Origin of the sequence: Gemmobacter fulvus, assembly GCF_018798885.1 — a bacterium.
Classification (GTDB): Bacteria; Pseudomonadota; Alphaproteobacteria; order Rhodobacterales; family Rhodobacteraceae; genus Gemmobacter; species Gemmobacter fulvus.
This window is the reverse complement of sequence record NZ_CP076361.1, coordinates 1,868,635-1,894,088: the sequence shown is the minus strand read 5'-3', so window position 1 is coordinate 1,894,088 and position 25,454 is coordinate 1,868,635. Positions and strand designations below refer to the sequence as shown.

The 25,454-nt window shown below is 63.0% G+C and carries 25 protein-coding genes; 16 read left to right on the top strand and 9 right to left on the bottom strand.

Going from position 1 to position 25,454, the window contains the following annotated elements; all coding sequences use genetic code 11:
- Nucleotides 1–261: 261 nt before the first annotated feature.
- Genes KM031_RS09275 through dnaQ form a run of 4 tightly spaced genes read left to right on the top strand, consistent with a single transcriptional unit; the run spans nt 262 to nt 2,978 of the window.
- A complete protein-coding gene (locus KM031_RS09275) occupies nt 262–861 on the top strand; it encodes a Maf family protein (RefSeq protein WP_215505915.1) in 600 nt (199 codons plus the stop codon).
- Nucleotides 858–1,697 carry a shikimate dehydrogenase gene (locus KM031_RS09270; RefSeq protein WP_215505916.1) on the top strand — a complete coding sequence of 280 codons (840 nt, stop codon included), beginning with the start codon at nt 858–860 and terminating at the stop codon, nt 1,695–1,697. The genes KM031_RS09275 and KM031_RS09270 overlap by 4 nt, the downstream gene beginning before the upstream one ends.
- Complete coding sequence (coaE, locus tag KM031_RS09265) at nt 1,694–2,287, top strand: dephospho-CoA kinase (protein ID WP_215505917.1); 594 nt, start codon at nt 1,694–1,696, stop codon at nt 2,285–2,287. The genes KM031_RS09270 and coaE overlap by 4 nt, the downstream gene beginning before the upstream one ends.
- Nucleotides 2,280–2,978, top strand: coding sequence for a DNA polymerase III subunit epsilon (gene dnaQ / locus KM031_RS09260; protein WP_215505918.1), 699 nt, complete (start codon nt 2,280–2,282; stop codon nt 2,976–2,978). Before coaE ends, dnaQ begins: the two co-directional genes overlap by 8 nt.
- On the opposite strand, the gene secB is transcribed toward dnaQ, so the two are convergent.
- Together secB and KM031_RS09250 are read right to left on the bottom strand one after the other, a co-directional pair.
- Nucleotides 2,979–3,485, bottom strand: coding sequence for a protein-export chaperone SecB (secB, locus tag KM031_RS09255; protein ID WP_215505919.1), 507 nt, complete (start codon nt 3,483–3,485; stop codon nt 2,979–2,981). It lies immediately after the preceding gene.
- 69 nt (nt 3,486–3,554) lie between these two features.
- Entirely contained in the window at nt 3,555–4,031 is a 477-nt protein-coding gene (locus KM031_RS09250; RefSeq protein WP_215505920.1) for an FxsA family protein, read from the bottom strand.
- A gap of 115 nt (nt 4,032–4,146) precedes the next feature.
- Between KM031_RS09250 and KM031_RS09245 the strand changes: the two genes are divergently transcribed.
- Genes KM031_RS09245 through KM031_RS09235 form a run of 3 tightly spaced genes read left to right on the top strand, consistent with a single transcriptional unit; the run spans nt 4,147 to nt 6,449 of the window.
- Entirely contained in the window at nt 4,147–4,803 is a 657-nt protein-coding gene (locus tag KM031_RS09245) for a Tim44/TimA family putative adaptor protein (protein WP_215505921.1), read from the top strand.
- Nucleotides 4,803–5,843, top strand: a complete 1,041-nt coding sequence (gene mltA / locus KM031_RS09240) for a murein transglycosylase A (RefSeq protein WP_215505922.1) — start codon at nt 4,803–4,805, stop codon at nt 5,841–5,843. Before KM031_RS09245 ends, mltA begins: the two co-directional genes overlap by 1 nt.
- Before the next feature lie 6 nt (nt 5,844–5,849).
- Complete coding sequence (locus KM031_RS09235) at nt 5,850–6,449, top strand: Smr/MutS family protein (RefSeq protein WP_215505923.1); 600 nt, start codon at nt 5,850–5,852, stop codon at nt 6,447–6,449.
- Between the two features lie 7 nt (nt 6,450–6,456).
- On the opposite strand, the gene KM031_RS09230 is transcribed toward KM031_RS09235, so the two are convergent.
- From KM031_RS09230 to hslV, 3 genes are all read right to left on the bottom strand, one after another.
- Nucleotides 6,457–7,515 (bottom strand): alpha/beta hydrolase, encoded by a 1,059-nt coding sequence (locus tag KM031_RS09230; RefSeq protein WP_260692139.1) that lies wholly within the window; start codon nt 7,513–7,515, stop codon nt 6,457–6,459.
- A gap of 118 nt (nt 7,516–7,633) precedes the next feature.
- A complete protein-coding gene (hslU, locus tag KM031_RS09225; protein ID WP_215505925.1) occupies nt 7,634–8,929 on the bottom strand; it encodes an ATP-dependent protease ATPase subunit HslU in 1,296 nt (431 codons plus the stop codon).
- Nucleotides 8,926–9,483 carry an ATP-dependent protease subunit HslV gene (gene hslV / locus KM031_RS09220; RefSeq protein ID WP_215505926.1) on the bottom strand — a complete coding sequence of 186 codons (558 nt, stop codon included), beginning with the start codon at nt 9,481–9,483 and terminating at the stop codon, nt 8,926–8,928. Before hslV ends, hslU begins: the two co-directional genes overlap by 4 nt.
- A gap of 168 nt (nt 9,484–9,651) precedes the next feature.
- Here hslV and glf point away from each other — a divergent pair, with 168 nt between their 5' ends.
- Together glf and KM031_RS09210 are read left to right on the top strand one after the other, a co-directional pair.
- Complete coding sequence (gene glf / locus KM031_RS09215; protein WP_281417289.1) at nt 9,652–10,803, top strand: UDP-galactopyranose mutase; 1,152 nt, start codon at nt 9,652–9,654, stop codon at nt 10,801–10,803.
- Nucleotides 10,803–11,780, top strand: coding sequence for a glycosyltransferase (locus tag KM031_RS09210; RefSeq protein ID WP_215505927.1), 978 nt, complete (start codon nt 10,803–10,805; stop codon nt 11,778–11,780). Before glf ends, KM031_RS09210 begins: the two co-directional genes overlap by 1 nt.
- On the opposite strand, the gene nagA is transcribed toward KM031_RS09210, so the two are convergent.
- The 4 genes from nagA to KM031_RS09190 are packed head-to-tail and all read right to left on the bottom strand — an operon-like array spanning nt 11,777 to nt 15,550.
- Nucleotides 11,777–12,910 (bottom strand): N-acetylglucosamine-6-phosphate deacetylase, encoded by a 1,134-nt coding sequence (gene nagA, locus KM031_RS09205; protein WP_215505928.1) that lies wholly within the window; start codon nt 12,908–12,910, stop codon nt 11,777–11,779. The genes KM031_RS09210 and nagA overlap by 4 nt on opposite strands.
- The gene (locus KM031_RS09200; RefSeq protein WP_215505929.1) at nt 12,907–13,932 is read right to left on the bottom strand and encodes an SIS domain-containing protein; all 1,026 of its coding nucleotides are present in this window, start codon (nt 13,930–13,932) and stop codon (nt 12,907–12,909) included. Before KM031_RS09200 ends, nagA begins: the two co-directional genes overlap by 4 nt.
- Nucleotides 13,929–14,714: a GntR family transcriptional regulator gene (locus KM031_RS09195; RefSeq protein WP_215505930.1), complete on the bottom strand. Its 786-nt coding sequence runs from the start codon at nt 14,712–14,714 to the stop codon at nt 13,929–13,931. The genes KM031_RS09200 and KM031_RS09195 overlap by 4 nt, the downstream gene beginning before the upstream one ends.
- Complete coding sequence (locus KM031_RS09190; RefSeq protein ID WP_215505931.1) at nt 14,714–15,550, bottom strand: glucosamine kinase nucleotide-binding domain-containing protein; 837 nt, start codon at nt 15,548–15,550, stop codon at nt 14,714–14,716. Before KM031_RS09190 ends, KM031_RS09195 begins: the two co-directional genes overlap by 1 nt.
- A 152-nt stretch (nt 15,551–15,702) precedes the next feature.
- Here KM031_RS09190 and KM031_RS09185 point away from each other — a divergent pair, with 152 nt between their 5' ends.
- The 7 genes from KM031_RS09185 (at nt 15,703) to KM031_RS09155 (ending at nt 25,440) form a co-directional block, all read left to right on the top strand.
- Nucleotides 15,703–16,587, top strand: a complete 885-nt coding sequence (locus tag KM031_RS09185; RefSeq protein WP_215505932.1) for an N-acetylmuramic acid 6-phosphate etherase — start codon at nt 15,703–15,705, stop codon at nt 16,585–16,587.
- A 42-nt stretch (nt 16,588–16,629) separates the two neighbouring features.
- A complete protein-coding gene (locus tag KM031_RS09180) occupies nt 16,630–17,880 on the top strand; it encodes an ABC transporter substrate-binding protein (protein WP_215505933.1) in 1,251 nt (416 codons plus the stop codon).
- A 61-nt stretch (nt 17,881–17,941) separates the two neighbouring features.
- Nucleotides 17,942–18,859, top strand: a complete 918-nt coding sequence (locus KM031_RS09175; RefSeq protein WP_215505934.1) for a carbohydrate ABC transporter permease — start codon at nt 17,942–17,944, stop codon at nt 18,857–18,859.
- An 11-nt stretch (nt 18,860–18,870) separates the two neighbouring features.
- Complete coding sequence (locus tag KM031_RS09170; RefSeq protein ID WP_215505935.1) at nt 18,871–19,710, top strand: carbohydrate ABC transporter permease; 840 nt, start codon at nt 18,871–18,873, stop codon at nt 19,708–19,710.
- Nucleotides 19,707–20,729: a Gfo/Idh/MocA family protein gene (locus KM031_RS09165; protein ID WP_215505936.1), complete on the top strand. Its 1,023-nt coding sequence runs from the start codon at nt 19,707–19,709 to the stop codon at nt 20,727–20,729. The genes KM031_RS09170 and KM031_RS09165 overlap by 4 nt, the downstream gene beginning before the upstream one ends.
- Before the next feature lie 9 nt (nt 20,730–20,738).
- On the top strand, nt 20,739–21,737 hold the full coding sequence (locus KM031_RS09160; RefSeq protein WP_215505937.1) for an ABC transporter ATP-binding protein: 999 nt from the start codon (nt 20,739–20,741) through the stop codon (nt 21,735–21,737).
- Between the two features lie 235 nt (nt 21,738–21,972).
- Nucleotides 21,973–25,440, top strand: a complete 3,468-nt coding sequence (locus tag KM031_RS09155) for an Ig-like domain-containing protein (RefSeq protein WP_260691894.1) — start codon at nt 21,973–21,975, stop codon at nt 25,438–25,440.
- The last annotated feature ends 14 nt before the right edge of the window (nt 25,441–25,454 follow it).

Below are 25,454 nucleotides of genomic sequence, written 5' to 3'. Positions count from 1 at the left end.
TGAAAGTTTTGGTTATTTCCTAACAATTACAATAGCATGAGAAAATTATAAGCCTGTCTCGGTAATGTGGAAAACTTATCCGCGCACTGTGGATGTGTGGCTTTTCCCGGCTTGGCGTGGAACGCTTCCCACAGGTGGACAATCTTGGACAGTGACTTGACAACCCGGGGGCATGACCGGCACCAATCACGGAAAGGCTGTTTTGTCCAGAAAACGGCGTCAGGAACAAATTGAGCTTTTCCACAGATTGGCCCCCAGCTGATGCCACGCCCCCTGCTTCTCGCCTCCTCCTCGGAAACCCGCCTCACCATGCTGCGTGCGGCGGGTTTGTCGGTCACGTCGCAATCGCCCCGGATTGACGAAGAAACCGTGCGCGCCGCGCTGGAGGCCGAAGGCGCGCATCCGCGCGACATTGCCGATGCGCTGGCAGAGATGAAGGCGCGCAAGATCGCCGACCGCAATCCTGCCGATCTGGTGCTTGGCTGCGATCAGGTTCTGGAATTTGACCGCAAGGCCTGGGGCAAGGCAGAGACGCCCGAGGAAGCGCGGGCGCAACTGCAAAAGCTGCGCGGTCAGACGCATCGGTTGCTGTCGGCACTTGTGCTTTATGATGCGGGCCAGCCGATCTGGCGCCATGTCGGGCGGGTTGATCTGACGATGCGAGTCTTTTCGGATGACTGGCTTGCTGGGTATCTTGCCCGCAACTGGGACAGTATTCGCCACTCTGTCGGGGCCTACAAGCTCGAAGAGGAAGGTATCCGGCTGTTCAGCGCCATCGAAGGCGATTACTTTACCGTTCTCGGGCTGCCGCTCTTGCCCCTGCTGACCTATCTGGAAACACGAAAGTTCATCGACACATGATAGATCATCCGCGCATTCCGCTTGCCGGCGTCATCGGATCGCCTGTCGCGCACAGCCGCTCGCCCGTGCTGCACGGCTATTGGCTGAAGAAATACGGCATCAAGGGCCATTACATTCCGATGGACATCGCGCAGGCCGATCTTGCCGAGGCTTTGCGCACCCTGCCAAAGCTGGGGTTTGTTGGGCTGAACGTCACTATTCCGCATAAAGAGACGATTTTGGGCCTTGCCGATATCGTGTCAGACCGGGCGGCGCTGATCGGTGCCGCCAATACGCTGATCTTCCGCAAGGATGGTCGGATTCATGCTGACAACACCGATGGGTCGGGCTTCATCGCCAATCTGCGGCAGAACGCGCCGCAGTGGAATCCCGCTGCCGGCCCTGCGGCTGTGTTTGGCGCGGGCGGCGCTGCACGGGCGGTGGTCGCGGCTCTGATCGAGGTCGGTGTTCCCGAAGTGCGCATCGCCAACCGGACTCGCCTGCGGGCCGAGGCCTTCCGCACCGATTTTGGCGCAAAGGTCTCGGTCTGGGATTGGGTTCAGGCGGGCAATATGCTGGAGGGCGCGGCGACGGTCATCAACACCACCGCCCTGGGCATGACAGGCAAGCCGGATTTCCGCATCCCGCTGGATGCGCTGGAACGCGGCGCGTTGGCGACGGATCTTGTCTATACCCCGCTCAAAACCCAATTCCTGATCGAAGCCGAAGAGGCGGGTGCCGTCGTGGTGGATGGTTTGGGCATGTTGCTGCATCAGGCCGCCCCCGGTTTTGAACGCTGGTTCGGCCAGCGCCCCGAGGTGGACGAGGCCACGCGCAAAGCGGTGCTCGGCGCATGATGCCGTTTCGTCTTGGTCTGACGGGATCCATCGGTATGGGAAAATCGACCACGGCGGGGTTCTTTCGGGCGCAAGGCGTGCCGGTCTGGGATGCCGATGCTGCGGTGCATCGGCTCTATGCGCCGGATGGCCCGGCTGTTGCCCCCATCGCGGCGATCTTGCCCGATGCGATCGAGGCGGGCGGTGTTTCACGTGAAGCATTGAAGCGGGCGCTGGCGCAGGATCCCACGCTTTTGGCCACATTAGAGACGATTGTGCACCCTTTGGTAGCCCAGGATCGCGCCAGTTTTCTGACCCAGCAGACGGCAGATATTGTGGTATTTGACATTCCGCTGCTGTTCGAAAAGGGCACAGAGGCCGATATGGATGCCACGCTGCTGGTCACGGCACCACCCGCCCTGCAACGCACGCGCGTGCTGTCACGCGCGGGCATGACCGAGGCGCAGTTCCGGTTGATCCTGTCGCGCCAGATGCCGGATGCGGAAAAGCGCGCCCGTGCAACCCATATCATCGAAACCCTGAGCCTTGCCTCTGTCGAAGCCGCAGTGCAGGCTTTGATCGCCTATATCCGTGAGATCCGTGATGCGTGAAATCGTCCTCGACACCGAAACCACCGGCTTTGAACCCTCGGAAGGGCACCGGATCGTCGAAATTGGCGCGGTGGAGCTGCTGAACCACATGCCCACCGGCCGCACCTATCACCAATATCTCAACCCCGAGCGTACCATGCCGAAAGAAGCCTTCGCGGTGCACGGGCTGGGCGATGATTTTCTGCGTGACAAGCCGCTGTTCAAGGCCTGCGCCCAGGACTTTTTGGATTTCATCGGCGATGCCAAGCTGGTTATCCACAATGCGGCATTCGACATGAAGTTCCTCAACTGGGAACTGCGCGTGGCGGGCTTTCCCACGCTGCCCAATGACCGCGCGATTGATACGGTGATGATCGCGCGCAAGAAGTTCCCCGGTTCTCCGGCCTCGCTCGATGCCTTGTGCCGCCGGTTTGGCGTCGACAATTCGGCGCGCGAAAAACACGGTGCCTTGCTGGACAGTGAAATTCTGGCGGAGGTGTATCTGGAGCTGATCGGCGGTCGTCAGCCTGATTTCGCCTTGGCGACGGCCCAGACCCAGCCGCAAAAAGGCACTGTGCAGGCCGAAACAGATTGGCGTCCCCGTCCGCGCCCGGTGCCGTTGCCCTCACGTCTGACTGAGGAAGAAGCCGCCGCCCATGCTGCCTTTGTGGCAAAGATGGGCGACGGCGCGATCTGGCTCAAACGCGGCTGATCACTGTACGGTTTCGGGCTGGGTTGCGGCAGGCTGCACTTGCGACCGGCGGGCCAGCTCCTGACGATACAGCGCCAGATAATCCACAGTGTCGATGTTCAGCGGCGGGAAGCCGCCATCGCGCGTCACGTCCGAAATGATGCGGCGCACAAACGGGAACAGCATCCGCGGGCATTCGATCAGCAGGAAGGGGTGCAGTTGCTCTTCCGGCACGCCTTCCACATGAAAGACGCCGCCATAATCCACTTCCATCAGGAACAGGGTGTCGCCCGTCGCCTTGTTCTTCGATGTGATGCGGAACTTGTTGATCACTTCATATTGATGCTCCACGGCCCGTTTCCGGGCGTCGAGGCTGACGGCAACCTGAATGTCAGGCTGCACTTCACCCGAGGTCAGCCCTTTCTGGGCGACCATGTTTTCGAACGACATATCCCGCACATATTGCGCAAGAACGCTCATCTTCACTTGCGGGGCTGCGGTTGGCGTTGCGCCATTGGCCTCGGTCATCTGTTCCTCCTGCTGAAATGGCATTGGCCAAGATTACTGCCCTCTGTCTAGCAGCAGTTCAGGCCTCGCTCAATGGCGTGTCCAGCCCGAGGGGCCGCTGCGGGGTGGGGCTGCTGTATCGTCCAGCTCGATGAATTCGGCATCAATCACCACGTCGGGCCGCGCCCCCGGATGCGTGCCAAACCCATCGCGCGGCGGCTGCGGCACATACCGCGCCAGCAGGGCAATCAGCCCCCGGCGCAACGGCGGGATCAGCAGCAGAAGCCCGATGGTGTCGCCCAGAAATCCGGGCAGGATCAGCAGGATCCCGGCAAACAGGATCAGCGCGTGATGCGCCATCGGCGACAGCGGGCTGGACATCCGCTCCATCGCGGCCCTGAGATCCAGCGCCATGCGCTGACTCTGGGCGCGCAGCAGGGCGGCCCCCAGAAAGGCGGTGCCGAAAATCACCGCAAGCGACAGCCACAGCCCCATCCATCCGCCCAGCGTGATGAACAGTGCAATTTCAACCAGCATCAATACAACAAACGGGCCAAACAGCCGCATCTTTGCTTCTCCCCCGCAACAACTCTGTGTCAGGCGGTGGACTTGTCCACACCCCTTCCCTACATAGGAACGAAAGGTGCTTGAAACCAACCCCATCTTTGCTGCTGAGGTCCGAATGAACAATGCGTTGATCCAACTTCTTGTGCTTGCCGGGATCGCTGTATTCCTCATTCTCAAGCTGCGCAGTGTTCTGGGCACGCGGGAAGGCTTCGAGAAGCCGCCGCTGGCGGACGAGGTCAAGAAACCCGTGCCCCGTGGCTTCGAAGTGATCGAAGGCGGCCCGGATCGTGACATCACCGATCACGCCGCCGATGGCAGCCCCACTGCCCGGGCCTTGGCCGCGATGAAGCAGGTCGAGCCGGATTTTTCGGTGAATACCTTCCTGCAAGGCGCGCGCGGTGCCTATGAGATGATCCTGATGGCGTTCGAGCGGGGCGACATTGCTGCCATCCGCCCGTTCCTGTCGCAGGATGTCTATGACAGCTTTGCCGCTGCGGTGCAGGCGCGCGAAGAGCAGGGGCTGACGGTCGAGGCCAATTTTGTCGGTATCCGCGAAATGGCGCTGCATGACGCGACCTTTGATGACGCCACGCGCGAGGCCGAAGTCTCGGTGCGCTTTACCGGCGAGCTGACGACCGTCGTGCGCAACAAGGCGGGTGATGTGATCGAAGGCAGCCCGACCGAAGGCAAGCGCCAGCGCGATGTCTGGACCTTCGCACGGGTCATGGGTGCTGCCGATCCCAACTGGCAGCTTGTCGCCACAGGGGAGTGATGCGTGCCGCGCTTCGCAGATTTGGCCTTGGTGCCAGCGCGGCGGCTGTCTGGCTCTGTTGCGCCATGAGCGCGCCTGCGCAGGTTCTGAGCTTTGAAGAGCTGGAGGGCTGGGCCGAGGATGATCAGCGCGAGGCGCTGATTGCGTTTCAGGAAACCTGTTCCCTGCTCAAGGCCCCCGAATGGGGGCCGCTTTGTGCCTTGGCCGCCGATGCAGGCGACAGCCCGCAATCGGCGCGGGCGTTTTTTGAACTGTTCTTCCGCCCGCTCATCATCGGCAATCCGCCTGCGCTGTTTACCGGCTATTTTGAGCCGGAACTGAACGGATCACCCTTCCGCACGCCGCGCTTTGCCTATCCGATCTATGCCAAGCCGCCGGAATTGCAGAATGGCACGGTGTGGCATTCCCGCGCGGTGATTGAAGGCGGCATCCTGCGCGGGCGCGGGTTGGAACTGGCCTGGCTGGAAGATCCAGTGGAGGTGTTTTTTCTGCATATCCAGGGCTCTGGCCGGATCCGTATGCCGGATGGCCGGGTGATGCGTGTGGGGTATGCGGGCAAGAACGGCCATCCATACCGCTCGGTCGGACAAGAGATGGTGCGTCGGGGCACCCATACCCCGGATCAGGTTTCGGCGCAGACGATCCGCCATTGGGTGCGCAGCAATCCTGGCCCCGGCCATGCGCTGCTGGAAACCAACCCGTCTTATGTGTTCTTCCGCAAGCTGCCGGATCTTCCGGCCCATAAGGGGCCGATCGGTGCAATGGGACGCTCCATCACCACGCTGCGCTCGCTTGCGGTTGATCCGGCCCATAATCCGCTGGGCGCCCCGATCTGGATCGAAAAGGCAGGGCGCGACCCGATGCACCGGCTGATGGTGGCGCAGGATACCGGCGGCGCGATCAAGGGGGCGCAACGGGCTGACATCTTTTATGGCACCGGCGATGCCGCAGGCGAGGCGGCGGGCACGATCAAGGATGGCGGGCGTATGGTTGTTCTGCTGCCGATAGATCAGGCCTATGCCATGATGCCCGACGGCTGACCGCCCATGAGCCGCCGCCGCACGCTCCGCCCCGATGAACAGGATCTCTGGCATGCCGTCGCGCGCACGGCGCGGCCAATGCACGCCCCGGCTTTTCATCGCAAATCTGCCGAACCATCGGTTCCCCAGCCTGCCCCTGATCCGCAGCCAACAGCACCGGTGCCCAGCTATGGCCGGTTTCGCGTGGGGCAGCATGTCACGCACAAGCCGCAGCTGGACATTCTGCCACCGCTGGCGGAACGCCTTGCCACGGCCCCGGTGCAGATGGACCGCAAGAATTATGACCGCATGTCGCGCGGCAAACTGACCCCCGAAGCGCGGCTTGATCTGCATGGCATGACCGTGGCCGAAGCCCACCCCGAACTGATCCGCTTTATCCTCAACAGCTGGTCCGGCGGGTTGCGGCTGGTGCTGGTCATCACCGGCAAGGGCAAGCAAGGCCCGGATTTCGGCCCGATCCCGCAGCGCTATGGCGTGTTGAAACATCAGGTGCCGCAATGGCTCCATATGCCGCCGCTTGGCCCCTGCATCCTGCAAATCACCGAAGCGCATCTGAAACATGGCGGCGCCGGCGCCTATTACGTCTATCTGCGCCGGGCGCGGTAGGCAGAGGTTACTCCGAAAGCTCCTGCGCCACGGCGCCCACCGGGGCCAGAACGATCTGCGTGGCACTTTGCACCGTCAGCACCACACCGGGCAACAGGCCGACACGGCCGCGCTGATCGCTGCCAAAGGCACTGTCCACCTCGCCGATGCGCTGCATCAGTTGCAGCAACGCCGGGCTGTCACCCAGATTGAAATGGCCTGCCCCCTCGGAATAAGCGCCGGTATTCAGGAAGGTCACATTCAGGTCCGCGACTTTCGAGATGTCCTGCAAATTGCCCAGCCGGTCGGGCTGTCCGGTCAGCCGCGCCGACAGGCCCAGCAAGGTGTCGCGGCTGGAGCCGAAGATCAGAAAGGGCTGCGGCAGTGCGCCATAGGTTCGGGCCTGGGTGCGGAACACGTCCACGTCAATATCGGGCGAAATCAGGATCACGCCCGCCATCCGGCGCATCAGGTTGGTATCACCCCGGATGGCGATCTGGCGCAGGGCCTCCATCGTCAGGGCGGACCCCATCGAATGCGCCACCAGCACGATCCGCTCGGCCCCCGATGCCACCACCTCCTGCATCAGCCGTTCCAGCCCGTCGCGCGCAAACAGTGATGAATCGCGGTCGGCCACATAGCCCAGCGGATTGCCCGCCGAGGGCCAGGAATAATGCAGCGTCACGCCCGGCATTTCCAGATCATGGCTCAGCTGCGCAATGCGATACAGCCCTTCGGAGAAGGTGTTGTTGAAGCCATGGACATAGATCACCGCATCGCGCTTGCCCCGGGGCAGTGCCCGCATGGCGGTGCTCAGATCACTGCGAAACTCCTTGGCGCTGACATGCAGCTCTTGCTCGGTCGTCAGGAAGTCTTTCTGCGGATCCGGCTTGCCATGGCGTCTGGGAAAGCTGATCTCGCCAAGTTCACGGTCTGGCGGAACTGAAATCTCGAACCGGGCGAAATGTTCGACTTCGGATCGACCCCGCCCAAAGCTGCGGGTCTCGGGGTCGATGGCCCGTGTGGTGCCCACGAAAATCTCTTGCACCGCGCCCACTTCGGCGGCGGGCGGGTAAATCGTCAACACGCCGCGTGGTGTGCAGGCAGCTGCGGCAACAAGACACAGGACAAGAGCAAACCGGGACAAGGCACATTCCTTCTGTTGCCACAGGAATTGCCGATTTTCTGGCTGCCGCCAAGTGGATTCACAAAACGTATCGGCTCAGATCCGCCGAACGTGCCAACGCCCCGACATTTGTTTCAACAAAGGCCGCATCCACCAGAACCTCTTCGCCGCCGCGATCGGGCGCGGTGAACGACAGTTCCTCGAATACCCGTTCCAGCACGGTATAAAGCCTGCGCGCGCCGATGTTTTCCACGCTGCCGTTTACCTCTGCCGCGATGCGGGCTAGGGCGGCGATTCCGTCCTCGGTAAAGCGCACCTGCACGGCCTCGGTGGCCATCAGCGCCGCATATTGCCGGGTCAGCGCATTGTCGGTTTCGGTCAGGATGCGGACAAAATCCCCTTCGGTCAGCGCCTGCAACTCCACCCGGATCGGCAGGCGTCCCTGCAATTCCGGCAGCAGATCCGAAGGTTTGGCAATGTGGAACGCGCCCGAGGCAATGAACAGGATGTGATCGGTTTTCACCGGCCCGTATTTGGTCGATACCGTGGTGCCCTCGATCAGCGGCAGCAGATCGCGCTGCACCCCTTCGCGTGACACATCGGCACCGCGTGCATCGGCGCGGGCGCAGACCTTGTCGATTTCGTCCAGAAACACGATGCCGTTTTCCTGCACGGCTTCCAGAGCCGCCGCTTTCACCGCCTCGTCGTCCAGCAGCTTGTCGGCCTCTTGCCCCAGCAGGATGTCATAGCTTTCGGCCACGGTCAGCCGTTTGCGGGTGGTGCGGCCGCCAAAGGCCTTGAACAGGTCTTGCAGGCCCTGCATCTGCAGTTCCATGCCCTGCCCGCCCATCATCGGCAAGGGGGTGGGGCTGTCCTGCACATCCAGTTCGATCAGGGTCTGGTCCAGCTCGCCCCGCTTCAGCTTGCCACGAAACATCTCGCGCGTCTGTTCGCGGGCATCCTTGCCGGCGATGGCTTCGATCACCCGGTCCTCGGCGGCTTGCAGGGCCTTTGCCCTGACATCGTCGCGCATCCTCTCGCGCGTCTCGATCATCGCGGCATCGACCAGATCGCGGATGATGCTGTCCACATCGCGGCCTACATAACCGACTTCGGTGAATTTGGTGGCTTCAACCTTCAGGAACGGCGCACGGGCCAGCTTGGCCAGCCGGCGGCTGATCTCGGTCTTGCCGACGCCGGTCGGCCCGATCATCAGGATATTCTTCGGGTAAACCTCGTCGCGCAGGTCATCGCCAAGCTGCTTGCGCCGCCAGCGGTTGCGCAGCGCGACAGCCACCGCCCGTTTGGCATCATTCTGTCCGATGATATACCGGTCCAGCTCCGAGACGATCTCGCGGGGTGTCAGGTTGGTCATGTGGTGATCCGCTCTACAGTCAGGTTGCCATTGGTGTAAACGCAGATATCCGCAGCAATCGCCATCGCGCGGCGGGCGATGTCTTCGGCGGCCAGATCGGTGGCCATCAGGCCGCGCGCCGCCGCCAGGGCGAAATTCCCGCCCGAGCCGATGGCAGCCACATCATGTTCCGGTTCCAGCACGTCGCCCGCGCCGGTGATCACGAACAGATCCGCGCCGTCGGTGACAATCAGCATGGCCTCCAGATTGCGCAGATACTTGTCCATGCGCCAATCCTTCGCCAGTTCCACGCAGGCCCGCGCCAATTGGCCGGGGGCCGCTTCCAGCTTTTTCTCCAGCCGCTCCAGCAGGGTAAAGGCATCGGCGGTTGATCCGGCAAAACCACAGACCACGTCGCGGCCACCGGGGGTCAATCTGCGCACCTTGCGGGCGCTGCCCTTGATCACGGTCTGGCCCAAGGACACCTGCCCATCGCCCGCGACCACCACCTCACCACCACGCCGCACGGCAAGGATCGTCGTGCCGTGCCAGCCGGGGAACCTGTCTTCCGCCATATCTGCCTCCATGATTGCCCCTATATGGCGCGCCATCCCGTGCAGAACAAGGCGGTCTGCCTGCCACAGTGGCGGCAATCAGCCGCTGCCCGGACCCTGCTTATCTTTACTTCCGGATGCGGTGTGATAGTGGCAGGCCAACAGGAATGGACCAGAGGAAGAGAGCTGATGAGCAAGCATTGCCTGATGGTGGGCGCAGGGCTGTCCGGTGCGGTGATCGGGCGAATGCTGGCCGAGGCTGGCCATCGCATCACCATTGTGGACGCGCGTGCGCATGTCGGCGGCAATTGCCACACCGAACGGGATGCCGAAACCGGCGTGATGGTGCATATCTATGGTCCGCACATCTTTCACACCGATGATGCCGAGGTGTGGGACTATGTGAACAAGTTCGAGACCTTCCTGCCCTACAAGAACCGGGTCAAGACCACCTCGCAGGGCGCTGTTTATTCGCTGCCGGTCAATCTGCACACGATCAATCAGTATTTCGGCCAGACCCTGCGCCCCGATGAGGCACGGGTCTTTCTGGAATCCAAGGCCGACACCTCGATCACCGATCCGCAGACCTTTGAGGATCAGGCGCTGCGCTTTGTCGGGCCCGAGCTCTACGAGGCGTTCTTCAAGGGCTACACGATCAAGCAATGGGGCTGTCAGCCGACCGACCTGCCCGCCTCGATCCTGAAGCGGCTGCCGGTGCGCTTCAACTATGACGACAACTATTTCTACCATAAATTCCAAGGGATGCCGGAAAACGGCTATACCGCGATGATCGAGGCGATCCTGGATCATCCGGGCATCACCGTGCAGCTGGAAACCACGGTCAGCCGCGATCAGGCCGCACAATATGATCACGTGTTCTATTCCGGGCCGATTGATGGCTGGTTCGGCTACGAGCTGGGCCGCCTTGGCTATCGTACGCTTGATTTTGAACGCTTCGACTATCAGGGCGATTATCAGGGCTGCGCCGTGATGAACTACGGCGATGTGGATGTGCCCTATACGCGCATCACCGAACACAAGCATTTCTCACCCTGGGAAAGCCATGAAGGATCGGTGCTGTATCGGGAATTCTCGCGCGCCTGCGGGCCGGAGGATATTCCCTATTACCCGATCCGCATGGTGGCCGAAAAAACCCTGCTGCAAGAATATGTTGATCGTGCCGAGGCCGAGGCCAATGTGACCTTCGTGGGCCGTCTGGGCACCTATCGTTATCTCGATATGGATGTGACCATCCGCGAGGCGCTGGATTGCGGTCGTCGTTTCCTGGCAGCGCAAGCTGCCGGTGAAAAGATGCCTGCGTTTACGGTGAATCCGCTTTGATGCAACCGGGCCAGATCGCGGCGACTCCCGTACGCCTTTGCGCCGTGGTGGTGACGTTCAACCGCCGCGCGCAGATCGGCCCGACGGTAGAGCGGCTGTTGGCCGAACCCATCGATCGGCTGATCGTCATCGACAATGGCTCGTCCGATGGCACGCGCGACTTGCTGGCGGCGATTGCCGATCCGCGGCTTGAGTTGCTGCTGCCCGATTCAAATCTGGGCGGTGCGGGCGGGTTCGAGCTGGGCCTGCGGCATGCCGTTGCCAGCCATGACCCCGACTGGATCGTGGTGATGGACGATGATGCGCGGCCCGAACCCGGCGCGCTTGCGGCCTTTCTGGCCAAGGATCTGAGTGGCTGGGATGCGGTGGCCGGGGCCGCCTATTACCCCGATGGCCGGATCTGCGGCATGAACCGGCCAGTGCTGAACCCGTTCTGGCATCCGAGCATCTTCCTGCGCACCTTTGCGGGGGGCGGTCGCGCCGCCTTTCATCTGGCGGATGGCGATTACAGCCTGCCCGGCCCGCGCAGCGTGGATGGGGCGTCTTTTGTTGGCCTGTTCCTGTCGCGCCGGGCCGTGGCCCTTGTCGGCTACCCGGATGGTCGGCTGTTCGTCTATGCCGAAGACGGGCTTTACACGCTTGGCCTGACCCGTGCTGGTGGGCGCATTGGCTTTTTCCCGGATCTGCGCTTTGAACATGATTGCTCCACCTTCAGCGCCAGTGGGCAGTTCACCCCGGTGTGGAAAACCTATTTCTACCACCGCAATCTGCTGTTCCTTTACCGGCGCGCGGCGGGCTGGCTGTTCTGGCCAGCCTTGCTGATCGTGCTGCCGAAATGGGCGCTGCGGGGCTTCAAGCAGGGCGAAACCCGGGGTGCGTTTTTCCGGCTGCTGTGGTGCGCGGTGCGCGACGGCCTGTCGGGCCGCCGCGAGATGGGTTTGCAGGACGTGCTCGATCTGCTGAAACCCAGCCGTTAAAGCCATTCACCGGCGTAGCAGACGCCAGCCAAAGCCCAATCATCCTGCAAATGCACCAGATGCGCGGGCCGACCGACGGCCAGCGCGCCGAACCTGTCGGCCATGCCGATCACGGTGGCGGGCACGGCACTTGCCATGGCCAGCGCACGCTCTTCGGCAATACCGACCTGCTGTACCAGCAGCCGCACCGCCTGCGGCAGTGTCAGGTCAGCGCCCGCCAGCGTGCCATCCTCCAGGGTCAGCCGCCCGTCATGGCGCAGCATCCGGCGGCCGCCCAGCGTCATCTCGGTCAGGTCTGTGCCGGCAAAGCCCATGCAATCCGACACGAGGAAGATACCGGCCTGCCGCGCCGCCAGCGCCAGTTTCATCGTATCGGTATGCACGTGAATACCATCGGCAATCAGTCCGGCGGCGCAATCCGAGGCCAGCACAGCCCCGGCCAGCCCCGGTTCGCGATTGCCGATCTGGCTCATGGCGTTGAACAGATGGGTGGCGCAGCGCGCGCCTGCCGCCATGGCGCGGCGGGCGGTGTCCACCCCGCAATCGCTGTGGCCAAGGCTGACCACGGCCCCTGCCGCCGCAAGGGCGGCAATCTGATCCGGCGTGGCGGATTCCGGGGCCAGCGTCACCATCAGCGCAGGCAGCGCGCGGGCGGCATCACAGAGCCGGGCCAGATCTTCCGCCTCCATCCGCCGGATCAGCGCCGGATCATGGGCGCCTTTGCGGCGGGGGTCCAGATGTGGCCCCTCCAGATGCAGCCCCAGAAATCCGGGCACCTGCGCCTGCGCTGCCGCAATTCCTGCCGCGATCACCTGCGCGGTGGCCTCTGGCCGGTCGGTGATCAGGGTCGGCAGCGTGCCGACCGCGCCAAGCGCAAGATGCGCGGCACAGATATGGCGCAAGGTGGCAAGATCGGTGACCGCATCCACCATCCGCCCGCCGCCGCCATTGATCTGCAGATCCAGAAACCCCGGCGCGATCGTGCCCCTGAGCCGCAGCCGCTCACCGCCCGCAACCGTGGCTTCGGGCTGGATGCTGACGATCCGCCCGTCTTCGATCACAAGGGCACTGCCGGTGCGAAAGCGCGTGCCGTCAAACAGCCGCGCACCAGTGATCACTTGCCGCGTCATACCGTCTCCGTCACTTTGCGCAGATGCGGCGGCGTGTCGGGATCAAAGCCGCGCCGCCGTGCCAGACCTTCGATGAAGGCATAGAAACCGGCGATGGTCACCAGCGGTGCCACCATCGGGTGCAGACCGGACACGGACGGCAGGGTGATTGCGCCCGCGACCTCGGCCCCGGTCAGGAATACATCCGCGCCCTGCGCCGCCAGCCGTTCTGCCGTGGCCACCAGTTGCGGCAAGGCTGCATCCTCGATGCCAAGCGCCAGCACCGGAAAATTCGCCTGCACGATGGCAGAGGGGCCATGCAGAACCTCTGCCGCGCTATAGGATTCGGCATGGATGCCGCAGGTTTCCTTGAATTTCAGCGCAGCTTCATTGGCGATGGCAAAACCGGGCCCGCGCCCCAGCACAAAGGCCGAAGAGGCGCGCGACAAACGGGCCGACAGCGGCGACCAATCCAGTGCAATCGCCTTGGCAAAAGCCTCCGGCAGGGCGGCCACCGCCGCTTGCAACGCCGCATCCTCGCGCCATTCGGCCAGCAGCGACAACCCGGCCAGAACCGAGGTCACGAAGGTCTTGGTCGCGGCCACGCTTTTTTCCTCGCCCGCCTGCAAGGGCAGGCATTGCGCCGAGGCGAGCGCCATCGGGCTGTCGGCGAAATTGGTGATGGCAATGGACAGCGCCCCACCCTCGCCCGCCGCGCGCATCATTTCCACAATGTCCGGGCTGCGGCCCGATTGTGAAATGCCGATGCAGGCCGCCGCCCCCAGTTTCAGCGGCCGCTGATAGATCGAGGCGATGGAAGGGCCGACCGAGGCGACCGGCACCCCGGCCTGAAGCTCTATCGCATATTTCAGATAGGTCGCGGCATGATCCGAGGATCCGCGTGCCACCGTAGCGATCAGCGACGGATCCTTGCGCTTCAGCGCTGCCGCTGCGGCCACAACCGCGATGCGCGAGCGGTCCAGAAACCGGGCTGCCGCCTCGGGGATCTCGGCCACTTCGCGTGCCATATGGCTCTCAGTCATTCTGTATTCCTTTCCCCCGCCGCCCGGACTGTCTCCGGCGCCAGTTTGAGTTCCACGGCAAAATCATAGGCATCACCGCGATAAAGCGAGCGGGTGAATTCAACCACCTTGCCCGAAGGCAGGTAGGACACCCGTTCGATCTTCAGCCCCGCAACACCGGGGGCCACGTCCAGCAGTTCGGCATCCTTGGCCCCCAGATTGGCTGCCGAAATGCGCTGCACGGCACGGACCGGGCGCAGGCCGCGCGCCTCCAGAACGGCGTAAAGCGAGCCGGTGACCTGTTCGGGATCGGGCAGGATGCTGGCCGGCAAGGAGGCACGCTCAATCGCCAATGGCACCCCGTCGCTGCTGCGCACCCGTTCCAGCCGCGCCACGCGATCACCCGCCCCGAGGCCAAGGGCCATCACCTCTTCGGGGGCCGGGGCGTGCAGCCCGCGTGCGATCCACACGCTTTGCACCACACGGCCGCGCCGCGCCATGTCTTCGGTGAACGAGGTCAGCAGTGACAGCGCCTGTTCCAGTCGTTCCACCTTGGGCGCAACAAAGGTGCCAGAGCCGCGTCGCTGCACCAGTTGCCCGGCAGTCACCAGCGCCTCGACCCCCTTGCGCACCGTCACCCGCGACAGCCCGGTCATCGCCGCCATGTCGCGTTCGGCGGGCAGGCTGTCGCCGGGCTTCAGGCGACCTGAGGCAATCGCCTCGGCAATGCGGCGGTGCAGTTGCACATAAAGCGGCCCTGCCCCGGCATCGTCAAATCCATCCGCTGAAAACAGCTCCTCCATCACTTGCCCCCCTGCCGCGCCAACCACAGCGCGCCGTCCAGCCCGGTGCCCAAAGGCGGGCGGATCTGCCAGCGATCTGCCAGTCGTGCGGCGTAATGCGGCCCCAGCCCACCAAGAAACACCACGGGCAACGGGCTGTTGCCGTGCAGATGCGTCAGGATATCGGCCACCTGCTGTGCCGCCGCGCCGAAAATGCGCTCGGCTGCGGCATCGGCGCCGGCGACGATCCTCGGGGCAAGACCGGCAAATTCTGCCGGGCGGGCGCGGAAACTGAAAGAGATCACCGCCTCCATCCCGCCCATCTCGTCCAGCACGTCACGCAACAGCGGCGTCATCTCGGTAAAGCCATCGGCGGCACGCAGCGCCTCGGCCAGCAAGGCCCGGCCCAACACGGCGCCGCTGCCTTCATCGCCCAGCACGAAGCCGCGCCCGCCATATTGGCGCACCACGCCCTGCCGCTGCACCGCGAATACCGATCCCGTGCCCATTGCGGCCACGATCCCGTCATGGTCCTGCAAGGCGCCTTTGGCCGAGATCATAGCATCGGTTGCGATCCGGGTCGTGGCAAACGGCAGCAGCGCTTGCAACCGCGCCGCCGAGGCGCTGACATTGGCCCCTGCCAGCCCCAGAACCGCGTGCAGATCCGTAAACGTGCCGGTTCCGGCCTGCGCAAGGGCGGCAGTGGTCGCCGCAAGGATATTGGCGGCGGCCCCTTCGACATCGGTGGCAATATTGGCGGGCCCGGCCATGCCCTGCCCCAGAACATGCCCCTGCGTATCGGCCACAGCCGCCCGGCACCCCGTGCCGCCCCCATCAATGCCCAGAAACAACGTCATGGCGACTCCCTTTGCCATGAAAATACCAAAACAATACCAAATGGGAAGTGGAAAGTTGATTCAGGCCGAAAACAGCAATTTTTCACGGTCGAAAACTTCATGCTTTACAATTGGTATTATTTTGGCATTGTTATTGCGACAGGGGGAATCACATGACAGCACAAAGCACAGAGGCCCGGCACCCGGCATCGGCAGGATTTCACGCCCTGACGGATGCGCAGGCTTTGTCGACCTTGCTGGATGCGCAGATGTCTGCCCTCACCGCTGTGCGTGCGGCCTTTCCGGCGTTGGAGCAGGCTGCGGCCCGTTCGGTCGATGTGCTGCGGGCGGGTGGCAAGATGGCCTATGCCGGGGCCGGCAGCTCGGGCCTGATGGCGCTGGCGGACAGTCTAGAGCTGGCGGGCACCTTCGGCATTGCGCCGGATCGCACGCCGCTGATGTTTGCAGGCGGGGCTGCGGCGCTGCTGCATCTGACCGGCGCGGTGGAGGATGACCCCGATCTGGCGCGGGTCGATCTGGCGCAGGCGGGTATTGGCGCGGGCGATGTGGTCCTGTGCCTCTCGGCCTCGGGCACCACGCCCTATACGCTGGTCGTGGCGCGTGAAGCGGCAGCGCGCGGGGCAACAATTGTCGGCTTTGCCAATGTTGCAGGCTCTGCCCTGCTGGACCTGGCCGATATTCCGGTGCTGCTGGATACGGGGGCCGAAGTTGTCTCCGGCTCGACCCGCATGGGGGCGGCCACGGCGCAGAAGGCAGCGCTCAATCTGCTGTCGGCGCTGGTGGGGGTGCGGCTTGGCCATGTGCATGATGGCTATATGGTCAATCTGATTGCCGACAATGCCAAGCTGGTGGATCGCGCGGCGCGCATCGTGGCCGATATTTCCGGTGTATCGCGGGCGATGGCCGAAGCGGCACTGGCGCAAACCGGCGGGGCGGTGAAGCCCGCCATTCTCGTGGCCCGTGGCCAATCGCCCGCAGAGGCGAAAGCTGCGCTGGCCGAAAGCGGCGGGCATCTGTCCGCCGCGCTGACACGCTAACCAACCACCGGGCCCGCAGAGGCCCGCAACAGGGAGACGACCATGACGAAAACCATCCGTTATGCACTTCTGGCCAGCACGATGCTGTCCAGCGCGGCTTTTGCCGAAGATGTGACGCTGACCATCGAAAGCTGGCGCAACGATGACCTGACGATCTGGCAAGACACCATCATCCCGGCGTTCGAGGCGGCAAATCCGGGCATCAAGGTGGTGTTCGCGCCCACCGCCCCTGCGGAATACAATGCCGTGCTGAACTCCAAGCTGGATGCGGGTTCTGCCGGCGATCTGGTGACCTGCCGCCCGTTCGATGCCTCGCTGGAGCTGTATAACAAGGGCCAGCTAGCCGATCTGACCAGCCTTGCCGCGATGGCGAATTTCTCGCCGGTGGCAAAATCCGCCTGGCAGACCGATGATGGCGCGGCCACCTTCTGTGTGCCGATGGCCTCGGTCATCCATGGTTTCATCTACAATGCCGATGCCTTTGCCGAACTGGGCATCGAGGTTCCCAAAACCGAAGCCGAGTTCTTTACCGCGCTGGACAAGATCAAGGCGGATGGCACCTATATTCCGCTGGCCATGGGCACCAATGACCAGTGGGAAGCGGCCACGATGGGCTATAACAACATCGGCCCGAACTACTGGAAGGGCGAGGAAGGCCGTCTTGCGCTCATCAAGGGCGATCAGAAACTGACCGATCCGCAATGGGTTGCGCCGTTTGCGCAACTGGCAAAGTGGAAGGATTATCTGGGCGACGGGTTCGAGGCACAGACCTATCCTGACAGCCAGAACCTGTTCACCCTGGGCCGCGCTGCAATCTATCCTGCGGGCAGCTGGGAAATCTCGGGGTTCAACACGCAAGCCACCTTCAAGATGGGCGCGTTTGCACCGCCGGTCGCGGCTGCGGGGGATGAATGCTATATCTCGGATCACACCGATATCGCGCTGGGCATGAATGCCAAGACCGCCCATCCCGAAGAAACCAAGAAGTTCCTTGAATGGGTCGGCTCGGCGGAATTTGCCACGATGTATGCCAATGCCCTGCCCGGCTTCTTCAGCCTGAACGCGACCCCGGTCGAGATGGCCGATCCGCTGGCCAAGGAATTCGTGGGCTGGCGCGAAACCTGCAAGCCGACGATCCGGTCGACCTATCAGATCCTGTCGCGCGGCACGCCGAACCTTGAAAACGAAACCTGGAACGCCTCGGCCAATGTGATCAAGGGCACCGAGACGCCGGAAGACGCCGCCAAGCGCCTGCAAGATGGCCTTGCCAGCTGGTATGACCCGCAGAAGTGATCTGCACCGACCCCGGCCTCAGGCCGGGGTCACCCCCACCCCCGAAAATCAGGAGGATCAGATGTCAGAACGCAAGCCGTTCCGCTGGCATATCGCGGTATTTCTCGCGCCTGCCGTGCTCATCTATACCGCGATCATGATCATCCCGCTGTTCGGGACGCTGAACCTGTCGCTTTACAATCTGGCGGGCGAGAACCGCGTCTTCGTCGGCCTTCGGAACTTCGCCACGTTGTTCGGTGATCCGCGCTGGGCCGATTCCTTCTGGAACGCGCTGGGCAACAATGCGTGGTTCTTTGTCGTGCACATGCTGGTGCAGAACCCGATCGGCGTGCTGCTGGCGGCGCTGCTGTCATCGCCGCGGCTGCGCATGGGGGCGTTTTACCGCACCGCGATCTTCATCCCTACGATCCTCAGCTTTGTGATCGTGGGCTTTGTGTGGAAGCTGATCCTCTCGCCGATCTGGGGCATCGCGCCGGAGATGCTGGACGCGGTGGGGCTGAAATTCCTGTTCGCGCCCTGGCTTGGCAAAGAGGAATATGCGCTGACCACGCTGGCGCTGGTGTCGGTCTGGCAGTTTGTCGGCATCCCGATGATGCTGATCTATGCCGCATTGCTGTCGATCCCCGAAGAGGTGATCGAGGCCGCCGAAATGGATGGCGTGACCGGCTGGTCGCAGTTCTGGAAGATCAAGCTGCCGCTGATCCTGCCCTCCATCGGCATCATTTCTATCCTGACCTTTGTCGGCAATTTCAACGCCTTCGACCTGATCTATGTAGCGCAGGGCGCCTTGGCGGGGCCGGATTTTGCCACCGATATTCTGGGCACCTTCCTCTATCGCACCTTCTTTGGCTTTCAGCTGCAACTGGGCGACCCGCATATGGGGGCCACGATTGCCACCGCCATGTTCGGCATCATTCTGGTCGGCGTCTGTGTCTATCTCTTTGCCATCCAGACGCGGCTGCGTCGCTATCAGTTCTGAGGGGAAGCACCATGTCGCAAGCCCGTTCCACGCTTGGCCGCAGCATCGCCGCCCATGCCGTGCTGATCGCCTATACCATCATCGCGCTGTTCCCGGTGTTCGTGACCGTGGTCAACAGCTTCAAATCCCGCAAGGCGATCTTTGCCGATCCGCTGGCGCTGCCTACACCCGAGACCTTCGATCTGGTGGGCTATGCCACAGTGCTGAAGCAGGGGGATTTCTTTCAATACTTCCTGAACTCGATGACCGTCACCGTGGGCAGCCTGACCTTCGTGCTGCTGTTTGGTGCGATGGCGGCCTTTGCGCTGTCGGAATACCGCTTCAAGGGCAATACGCTGATGGGGCTGTATCTGGCGCTGGGCATCATGATCCCGATCCGGCTGGGCACCGTGGCGATCCTGCAAATGATGGTGGCAAGCGGGCTGGTGAACACCCGCACGGCGCTGGTGCTGGTCTATACGGCGCAGGGCTTGCCGCTGGCGGTGTTCATCCTGTCGGAGTTCATGCGCAATGTGTCGAATGACCTGAAGAATGCCGGGCGGATTGACGGGCTGTCAGAGTTCACCATCTTCTTCCGCCTTGTGCTGCCGCTGGTGCGCCCGGCCATGGCCACGGTGGCGGTGTTCACCATGATCCCGATCTGGAACGATCTGTGGTTCCCCTTGATCCTGGCCCCGGCCGAAGAGGTGAAAACCATCACGCTCGGTTCGCAGGTGTTCATCGGCCAGTTCGTCACCAACTGGAACGCGGTTCTGGCGGCGCTGTCGCTGGCCATCGTGCCGGTGCTGATCCTCTACCTCATCTTCTCGCGCCAATTGATCCGTGGCATCACCGCAGGAGCCGTGAAATGATCCGTGTTCTCGTCGCCGGTCTGGGCACGATGGGGCGCAGCCATGCGCTGGCCTATCACCACGACCCCGCGTTTCAGATTGTCGGGCTGGTGAACCGCTCTGCCCGCGATCTGCCGCCGGAATTGCAGGCCTATCCGCTGTTCACCGATTACGCCGCCGCACTGGCCGACCTGACGCCCGATCTGGTCTGTGTTGCCACTTATTCCGACAGCCACGCCGATTATGCCTGCACGGCGATGGAGGCGGGCTGCCATGTGTTCGTCGAAAAACCGCTGGCGACGACGGTGGCCGATGCCCGCCGCGTGGTGGAGACCGCAACCCGGCTGAACCGCAAGCTGGTGGTGGGCTATATCCTGCGTCATCACCCCAGTTGGCAGCGGCTGATTGCCGAGGCGCGCGATCTGGGCGGGCCTTATGTGTTCCGTCTGAACCTGAACCAGCAAAGCACAGGCCCGACATGGGAGGTGCACAAGGCGCTGATGCAGACCACGCCGCCGATCGTGGATTGCGGGGTGCATTACGTCGATGTGATGTGCCAGATCACCGATGCCAAACCCGTTGAGGTGCGCGGCATGGGTCTGCGCCTGTCGGACGAAATTGCGCCGGACATGTATAACTACGGCCATTTTCAGGTGATTTTCGAAGATGGCAGCCTTGGCTGGTATGAGGCGGGCTGGGGTCCGATGATGTCGGATACCGCGTTTTTCGTGAAGGATGTGGTCAGTCCTCGGGGGGCGGTGTCGATCCGGATGCCCGATACCGCGCGTTCGGATGACATTGATACCCATACCCAGACCGCCACCCTGCGGCTGCATCGCGCAGGCCTCGGGCACACCGATCTGAACATGGAAGACGAGCCGGGCCACCAGGCGCTGTGCGATCGCGAACAGGCCTATGTCGCCCGCGCAATCACCGAGAACCTTGATCTGACCCGCCATATGACCGACGCCGTGCAGTCGCTCGCCATCTGCCTTGCCGCAGATGAAAGCGTGCGCTCCGGCCAACCCGTGAAACTGTAGGAGCTGCCCGTGGATACCCTGACCCTCAACGCTGTCACCAAATCCTTCGGCAGCACGGATGTCATCAAAGGCGTCGATTTGACGGTGAAAGACGGCGAGTTCTGCGTGTTTGTCGGGCCTTCGGGCTGTGGCAAATCCACCTTGCTGCGCATGATCGCGGGGCTGGAGGATGTCAGCTCTGGCGATGTGACCATCGCGGGCAAGCGGGTGAACGATCTGGCCCCCGCCAAGCGCGAAATCGCCATGGTGTTCCAGAGCTACGCGCTCTACCCGCATCTGACGGTGCGCGACAATATGGGGCTGGCGCTGAAGCAGGCCGGGGTCGCGAAACCCGAGGTGGATGCCGCCATCGCCAAGGCAGCAGGCATGCTGTCGCTTGAAGCACTGCTGGGGCGTCGCCCGGCAGAGCTTTCGGGCGGACAGCGGCAGCGTGTGGCGATTGGCAGGGCCATCGTGCGCCGCCCCAAGCTGTTCCTGTTTGACGAACCGCTGTCCAACCTTGATGCCGCGCTGCGCGTGGCAACGCGAATCGAGATTGCCCGCCTGCACCGCGAACTGGGGGCGACGATGATCTATGTGACCCATGATCAGGTCGAGGCGATGACGCTGGCCGACCGCATCGTTGTGCTGCGCGCGGGCAAGGTGGAGCAGGTCGGCGCACCGATGGAGCTGTACAACAACCCCGCCAATACCTTCGTGGCAGGCTTTATCGGCTCGCCGCAGATGAACCTGCTGGATGCCGCAGCGCTGGGCCTCACGTCGCAGACACTGGGCATCCGCCCGGAACACCTGGCTCTGTCGCGCAGCGCAGGCCGCCTGCCCGGCCGTGTCAGCCATGTCGAGAAACTGGGCGGTGAAACGCTGGTCTATGTGGTGACAGAGACACAGGGCCTGCTGACCGTGCGCCTGTTTGGCGAACATGATTACCGCGTGGATGAGGCGGTTTTCCTGACTCCCGAGGAATCCCGCGCCTTCCATTTTGGCGCCGATGGCAAGCGATTGTATTAAGTTCGGCTGACTTACGCTAAATATGGGGTGAGGCCATTGGTCGCCCTATATTTAGCGCAGCTGTGTCAATTGTGGCTAAACTGAGGGGAAAATTTGAGAAAATGCGGCAGGCCCCTTACAACGGACTAGAAATTGTATCCGATCAAGGCTATTCGTTAACGTAATCGGACCCCATGAATGGGGCCAATAACACATCCGGTCAGCATAAGTCCGGGCTTTGAGGCGGAGTAGTATCATGGTTAAGGCGATTAATTTCGCCGTCCGCAATTCTGCGGGCGGTGTCGTGCAAGGCACGGCAGGCGGCGAAGGCAGCAATATCATTCAGATCGGATCGGGCGAGCAGGTTTCCTTGAACCTGTCGCAGGCCAGCGTTCTTGGTTATGAACGCAAGGGCGACAACCTCATCGTCAAGCTGGCAGATGGCAATACCATCGTGCTGGACGGCTTCTACGATGTGTCGCCTGCCCATGTGAACAAACTTTACCTGTCCTCCGATGGTGGCGTGACCGAGGTGCTGTTGCAGGACAACGGTGCAGACGGCGTGATCTATGCCAATTACGGCCCGATCGACAGCTGGAACAAATTCTCGACCGTGGACGACCTGCGCTTTGCCGAGGCTGATGGCCTGGCGGGCGGCGAAGCCTATTCCGACGAGCCGGCCGGCATGGGCTATCTGGCGCCCGGCCTTCTGGGGGCAGGGGGTCTTGGTGCCGGTGCTCTGGCCGCAGGTCTGATCGGTGGCGCGGTGCTGCTGGGTGGCGGCGGTAGCGGCGGCGACGGCGATGGCGATGGCGATGGCGATGGCGACGGCGACGGCGACGGCGATGGCGACGGCGATGGCGACGGCGATGGCGACGGCGATGGCGACGGCGATGGCGACGGCGATGGCGACGGCGATGGCGACGGCGATGGCGACGGCGATGGCGATGGCGATGGCGATGGCGACGGCGATGGCGACGGCGATGGCGACGGCGATGGCGACGGCGATGGCGACGGCGACGGCGACGGCGATGGCGACGGCGACGGCGATGGCGACGGCGATGGCGACGGCGATGGCGACGGCGATGGCGACGGCGATGGCGATGGCGATGGCGACGGCGATGGCGATGGCGACGGCGATGGCGACGGCGATGGCGACGGCGATGGCGATGGCGATGGCGATGGCGACGGCGATGGCGATGGCGATGGCGATGGCGACGGCGATGGCGATGGCGACGGCGATGGCGATGGCGATGGCGATGGCGATGGCGATGGCGATGGCGATGGCGACGGCGATGGCGATGGCGACGGCGATGGCGATGGCGATGGCGACGGCGATGGCGATGGCGATGGCGACGGCGATGGCGACGGCGATGGCGACGGCGATACCCGGGCAACTCCCACTGTGGATAACCCGGACGCAGATTCCACGCTTACCACCAACACCGAAGATCCGCGTCTTGTGGTCACCGGCACGGGCGAACCTGGCGATACCGTCACTGTCGTGATCGGCAATCAGACCCAGGTCACCACGATCACCGAAACCGGCACCTGGGGTGTGACCTTCGAGGGCGAAACCTTCCCGGCGGACGGCGATTACAGCTCTGAAGTCACCGTCACCGGCGGCGGCTTCACCTATGAACTGGATGGCCCGGACTTCCTGATCGACATGACCCCGCCGGACGTGACCGCAACCGTGGGCGTGGAAAGCGTCGGCGATGTGGAAAACGCTGCCGAATACGAAGATGGCGTGACCATTGCCGGTGAAGGTGAAGTGGGCGCGACGATTGACGTGACCATCGAAGGCACCACGCACAGCACCGTGGTTGCGGCTGACGGCACCTGGACCGTGACCTTTGCCACGACCGAAATCGCGGCAGGCGAACATTCCTATGGCGCGACGATCACCGCCACCGATCCGCTGGGCAACCAGACGGTGATCCAGGAAACGGTTGTCGTCGATACCATCACTTCGGTTGCGTTCAGCGATGCCGCCGTGACCGGCGACAACGTGATCAACGCCGCCGAGGCCGGTGGCAGCATCGTGCTGAGCGGCACCGGCGAGGTTGGCGCGACGGTTGTGGTGGAATGGATGGGCACCAGCCTGCCCGCCACCGTGGCCGCCGATGGCAGCTGGACCGTCAGCTTTGCGGCAGGCGTTGTTGCAGGCGGCACCTATGCGTCGACCGCGACGGTCACGCTGACGGATGCGGCAGGAAATACGGCGACCGACACCCGCGAGATCAATGTCGATACCGAAATCTCGCTGGCAATCGACGAGCTTCAGATGACCGACAACTATGTGTCGGCGGCGGAACGTTCGGCTTCGGCGGGCATCGCGCTCACCGGCACCGGCGAGCCGGGGGCCAGCGTGACCGTGACCTTCGAGGGGATCGAGCGCAGCACGACTGTCACCGCAGAAGGCACATGGTCGGTGACCTATGCCGGATCCGAAATCACGGCGGGCACCTATGCGTCCGAAGTGTCGGTGACGACCACGGATGCGGCAGGCAACAGCCAGACCGAAACCCACACTGTCACCGTGGATACCGAAGTGCAGAACTTCGGCGGCGCGTCGGACAGCGTGGTGAACGGTGCCGAGTCGGTGAATGATCTGGTGGTGTCGGGCACGGTGGAACCGGGATCGCGCGTTGTGGTGAAATTCGCGGATGGCAGCTGGCACAATGCCACGGTCGATGCGGCTGGCAACTGGAGCGCCACCATTCCGGCGGCGGAAATTCCGGCAGGCGAAAGCAATGCCACGCTGACGATGGCCGCGACCGATCATATCGGCAACACCAAGACGCTGACCCAGGACGTGCGGATCGATACGCTGGTTTCGCAGCTCGGCCTGACGGGCGAGATTGCGGGCGATGGTGTGATCAACGCGACCGAACACAAGCAAGGCGTTGTTGTGCAAGGCTTTGTCGAGCCGAACTCGACCGTGGTTGTCGCGCTGGAAAACAACATCAGCAAGACGATCACGGCCGGGGCAGATGGCAAGTGGAGCGTGACCTTCGCATCGCATGAACTGCCGGTCGGCAATGGCATCGAGACGGATATCCGCGTCAGCGCCACCGACAGCGTCGGCAATACGGATTTCTTCACCGAAACCCTGCTGATCGACACGGTTGCCCCGCTTTCGCCGGAAATCGTGGCGGTGACGCCGACCAAGGATGCCTTTGGTAATGCCATCGGGATGCGGGCGCTGTTCACCGAAACCAACGATGATAGCTACAGCTTCGACCGGATCGACGCGTCGGGTTCTGTGACGCATCTGTCGGCAACGGCCACGGAAAACCCGACCTTCGGGGAAACCGAGTTCCGCTTCGGCAGCACGGTGCCGGATGGCAGCTATCTGGTGATCAACAATGCGGATGACGCGGGCAACACCTCGTCCACGCTGCTGATCGTCAACACCACCAATTCGGTGGAGGTGGATCTGGATCGTGCGGGCCTTGGCCAGTTCGATTTCGCTGCGGTCGATCTGACCTGGGCACCGGATGCGCAGATGACGATCACCGAAGATGCGCTGGATCGGCTGACCGGGCCTGACAACACGCTGATCGTGAAAGGCGACCTTGCCGATGACGTGAAGCTGGAGGGGGCCTTTACCCAAGGCGGAACCCAGACGATCGACGGGCAGACCTACACCGTTTACACGCTGGGCGATGATGCGGGCACGCTGCTCATTGATGACGACATCACCACAACGCTGATCTGACGGGTCAGCACATG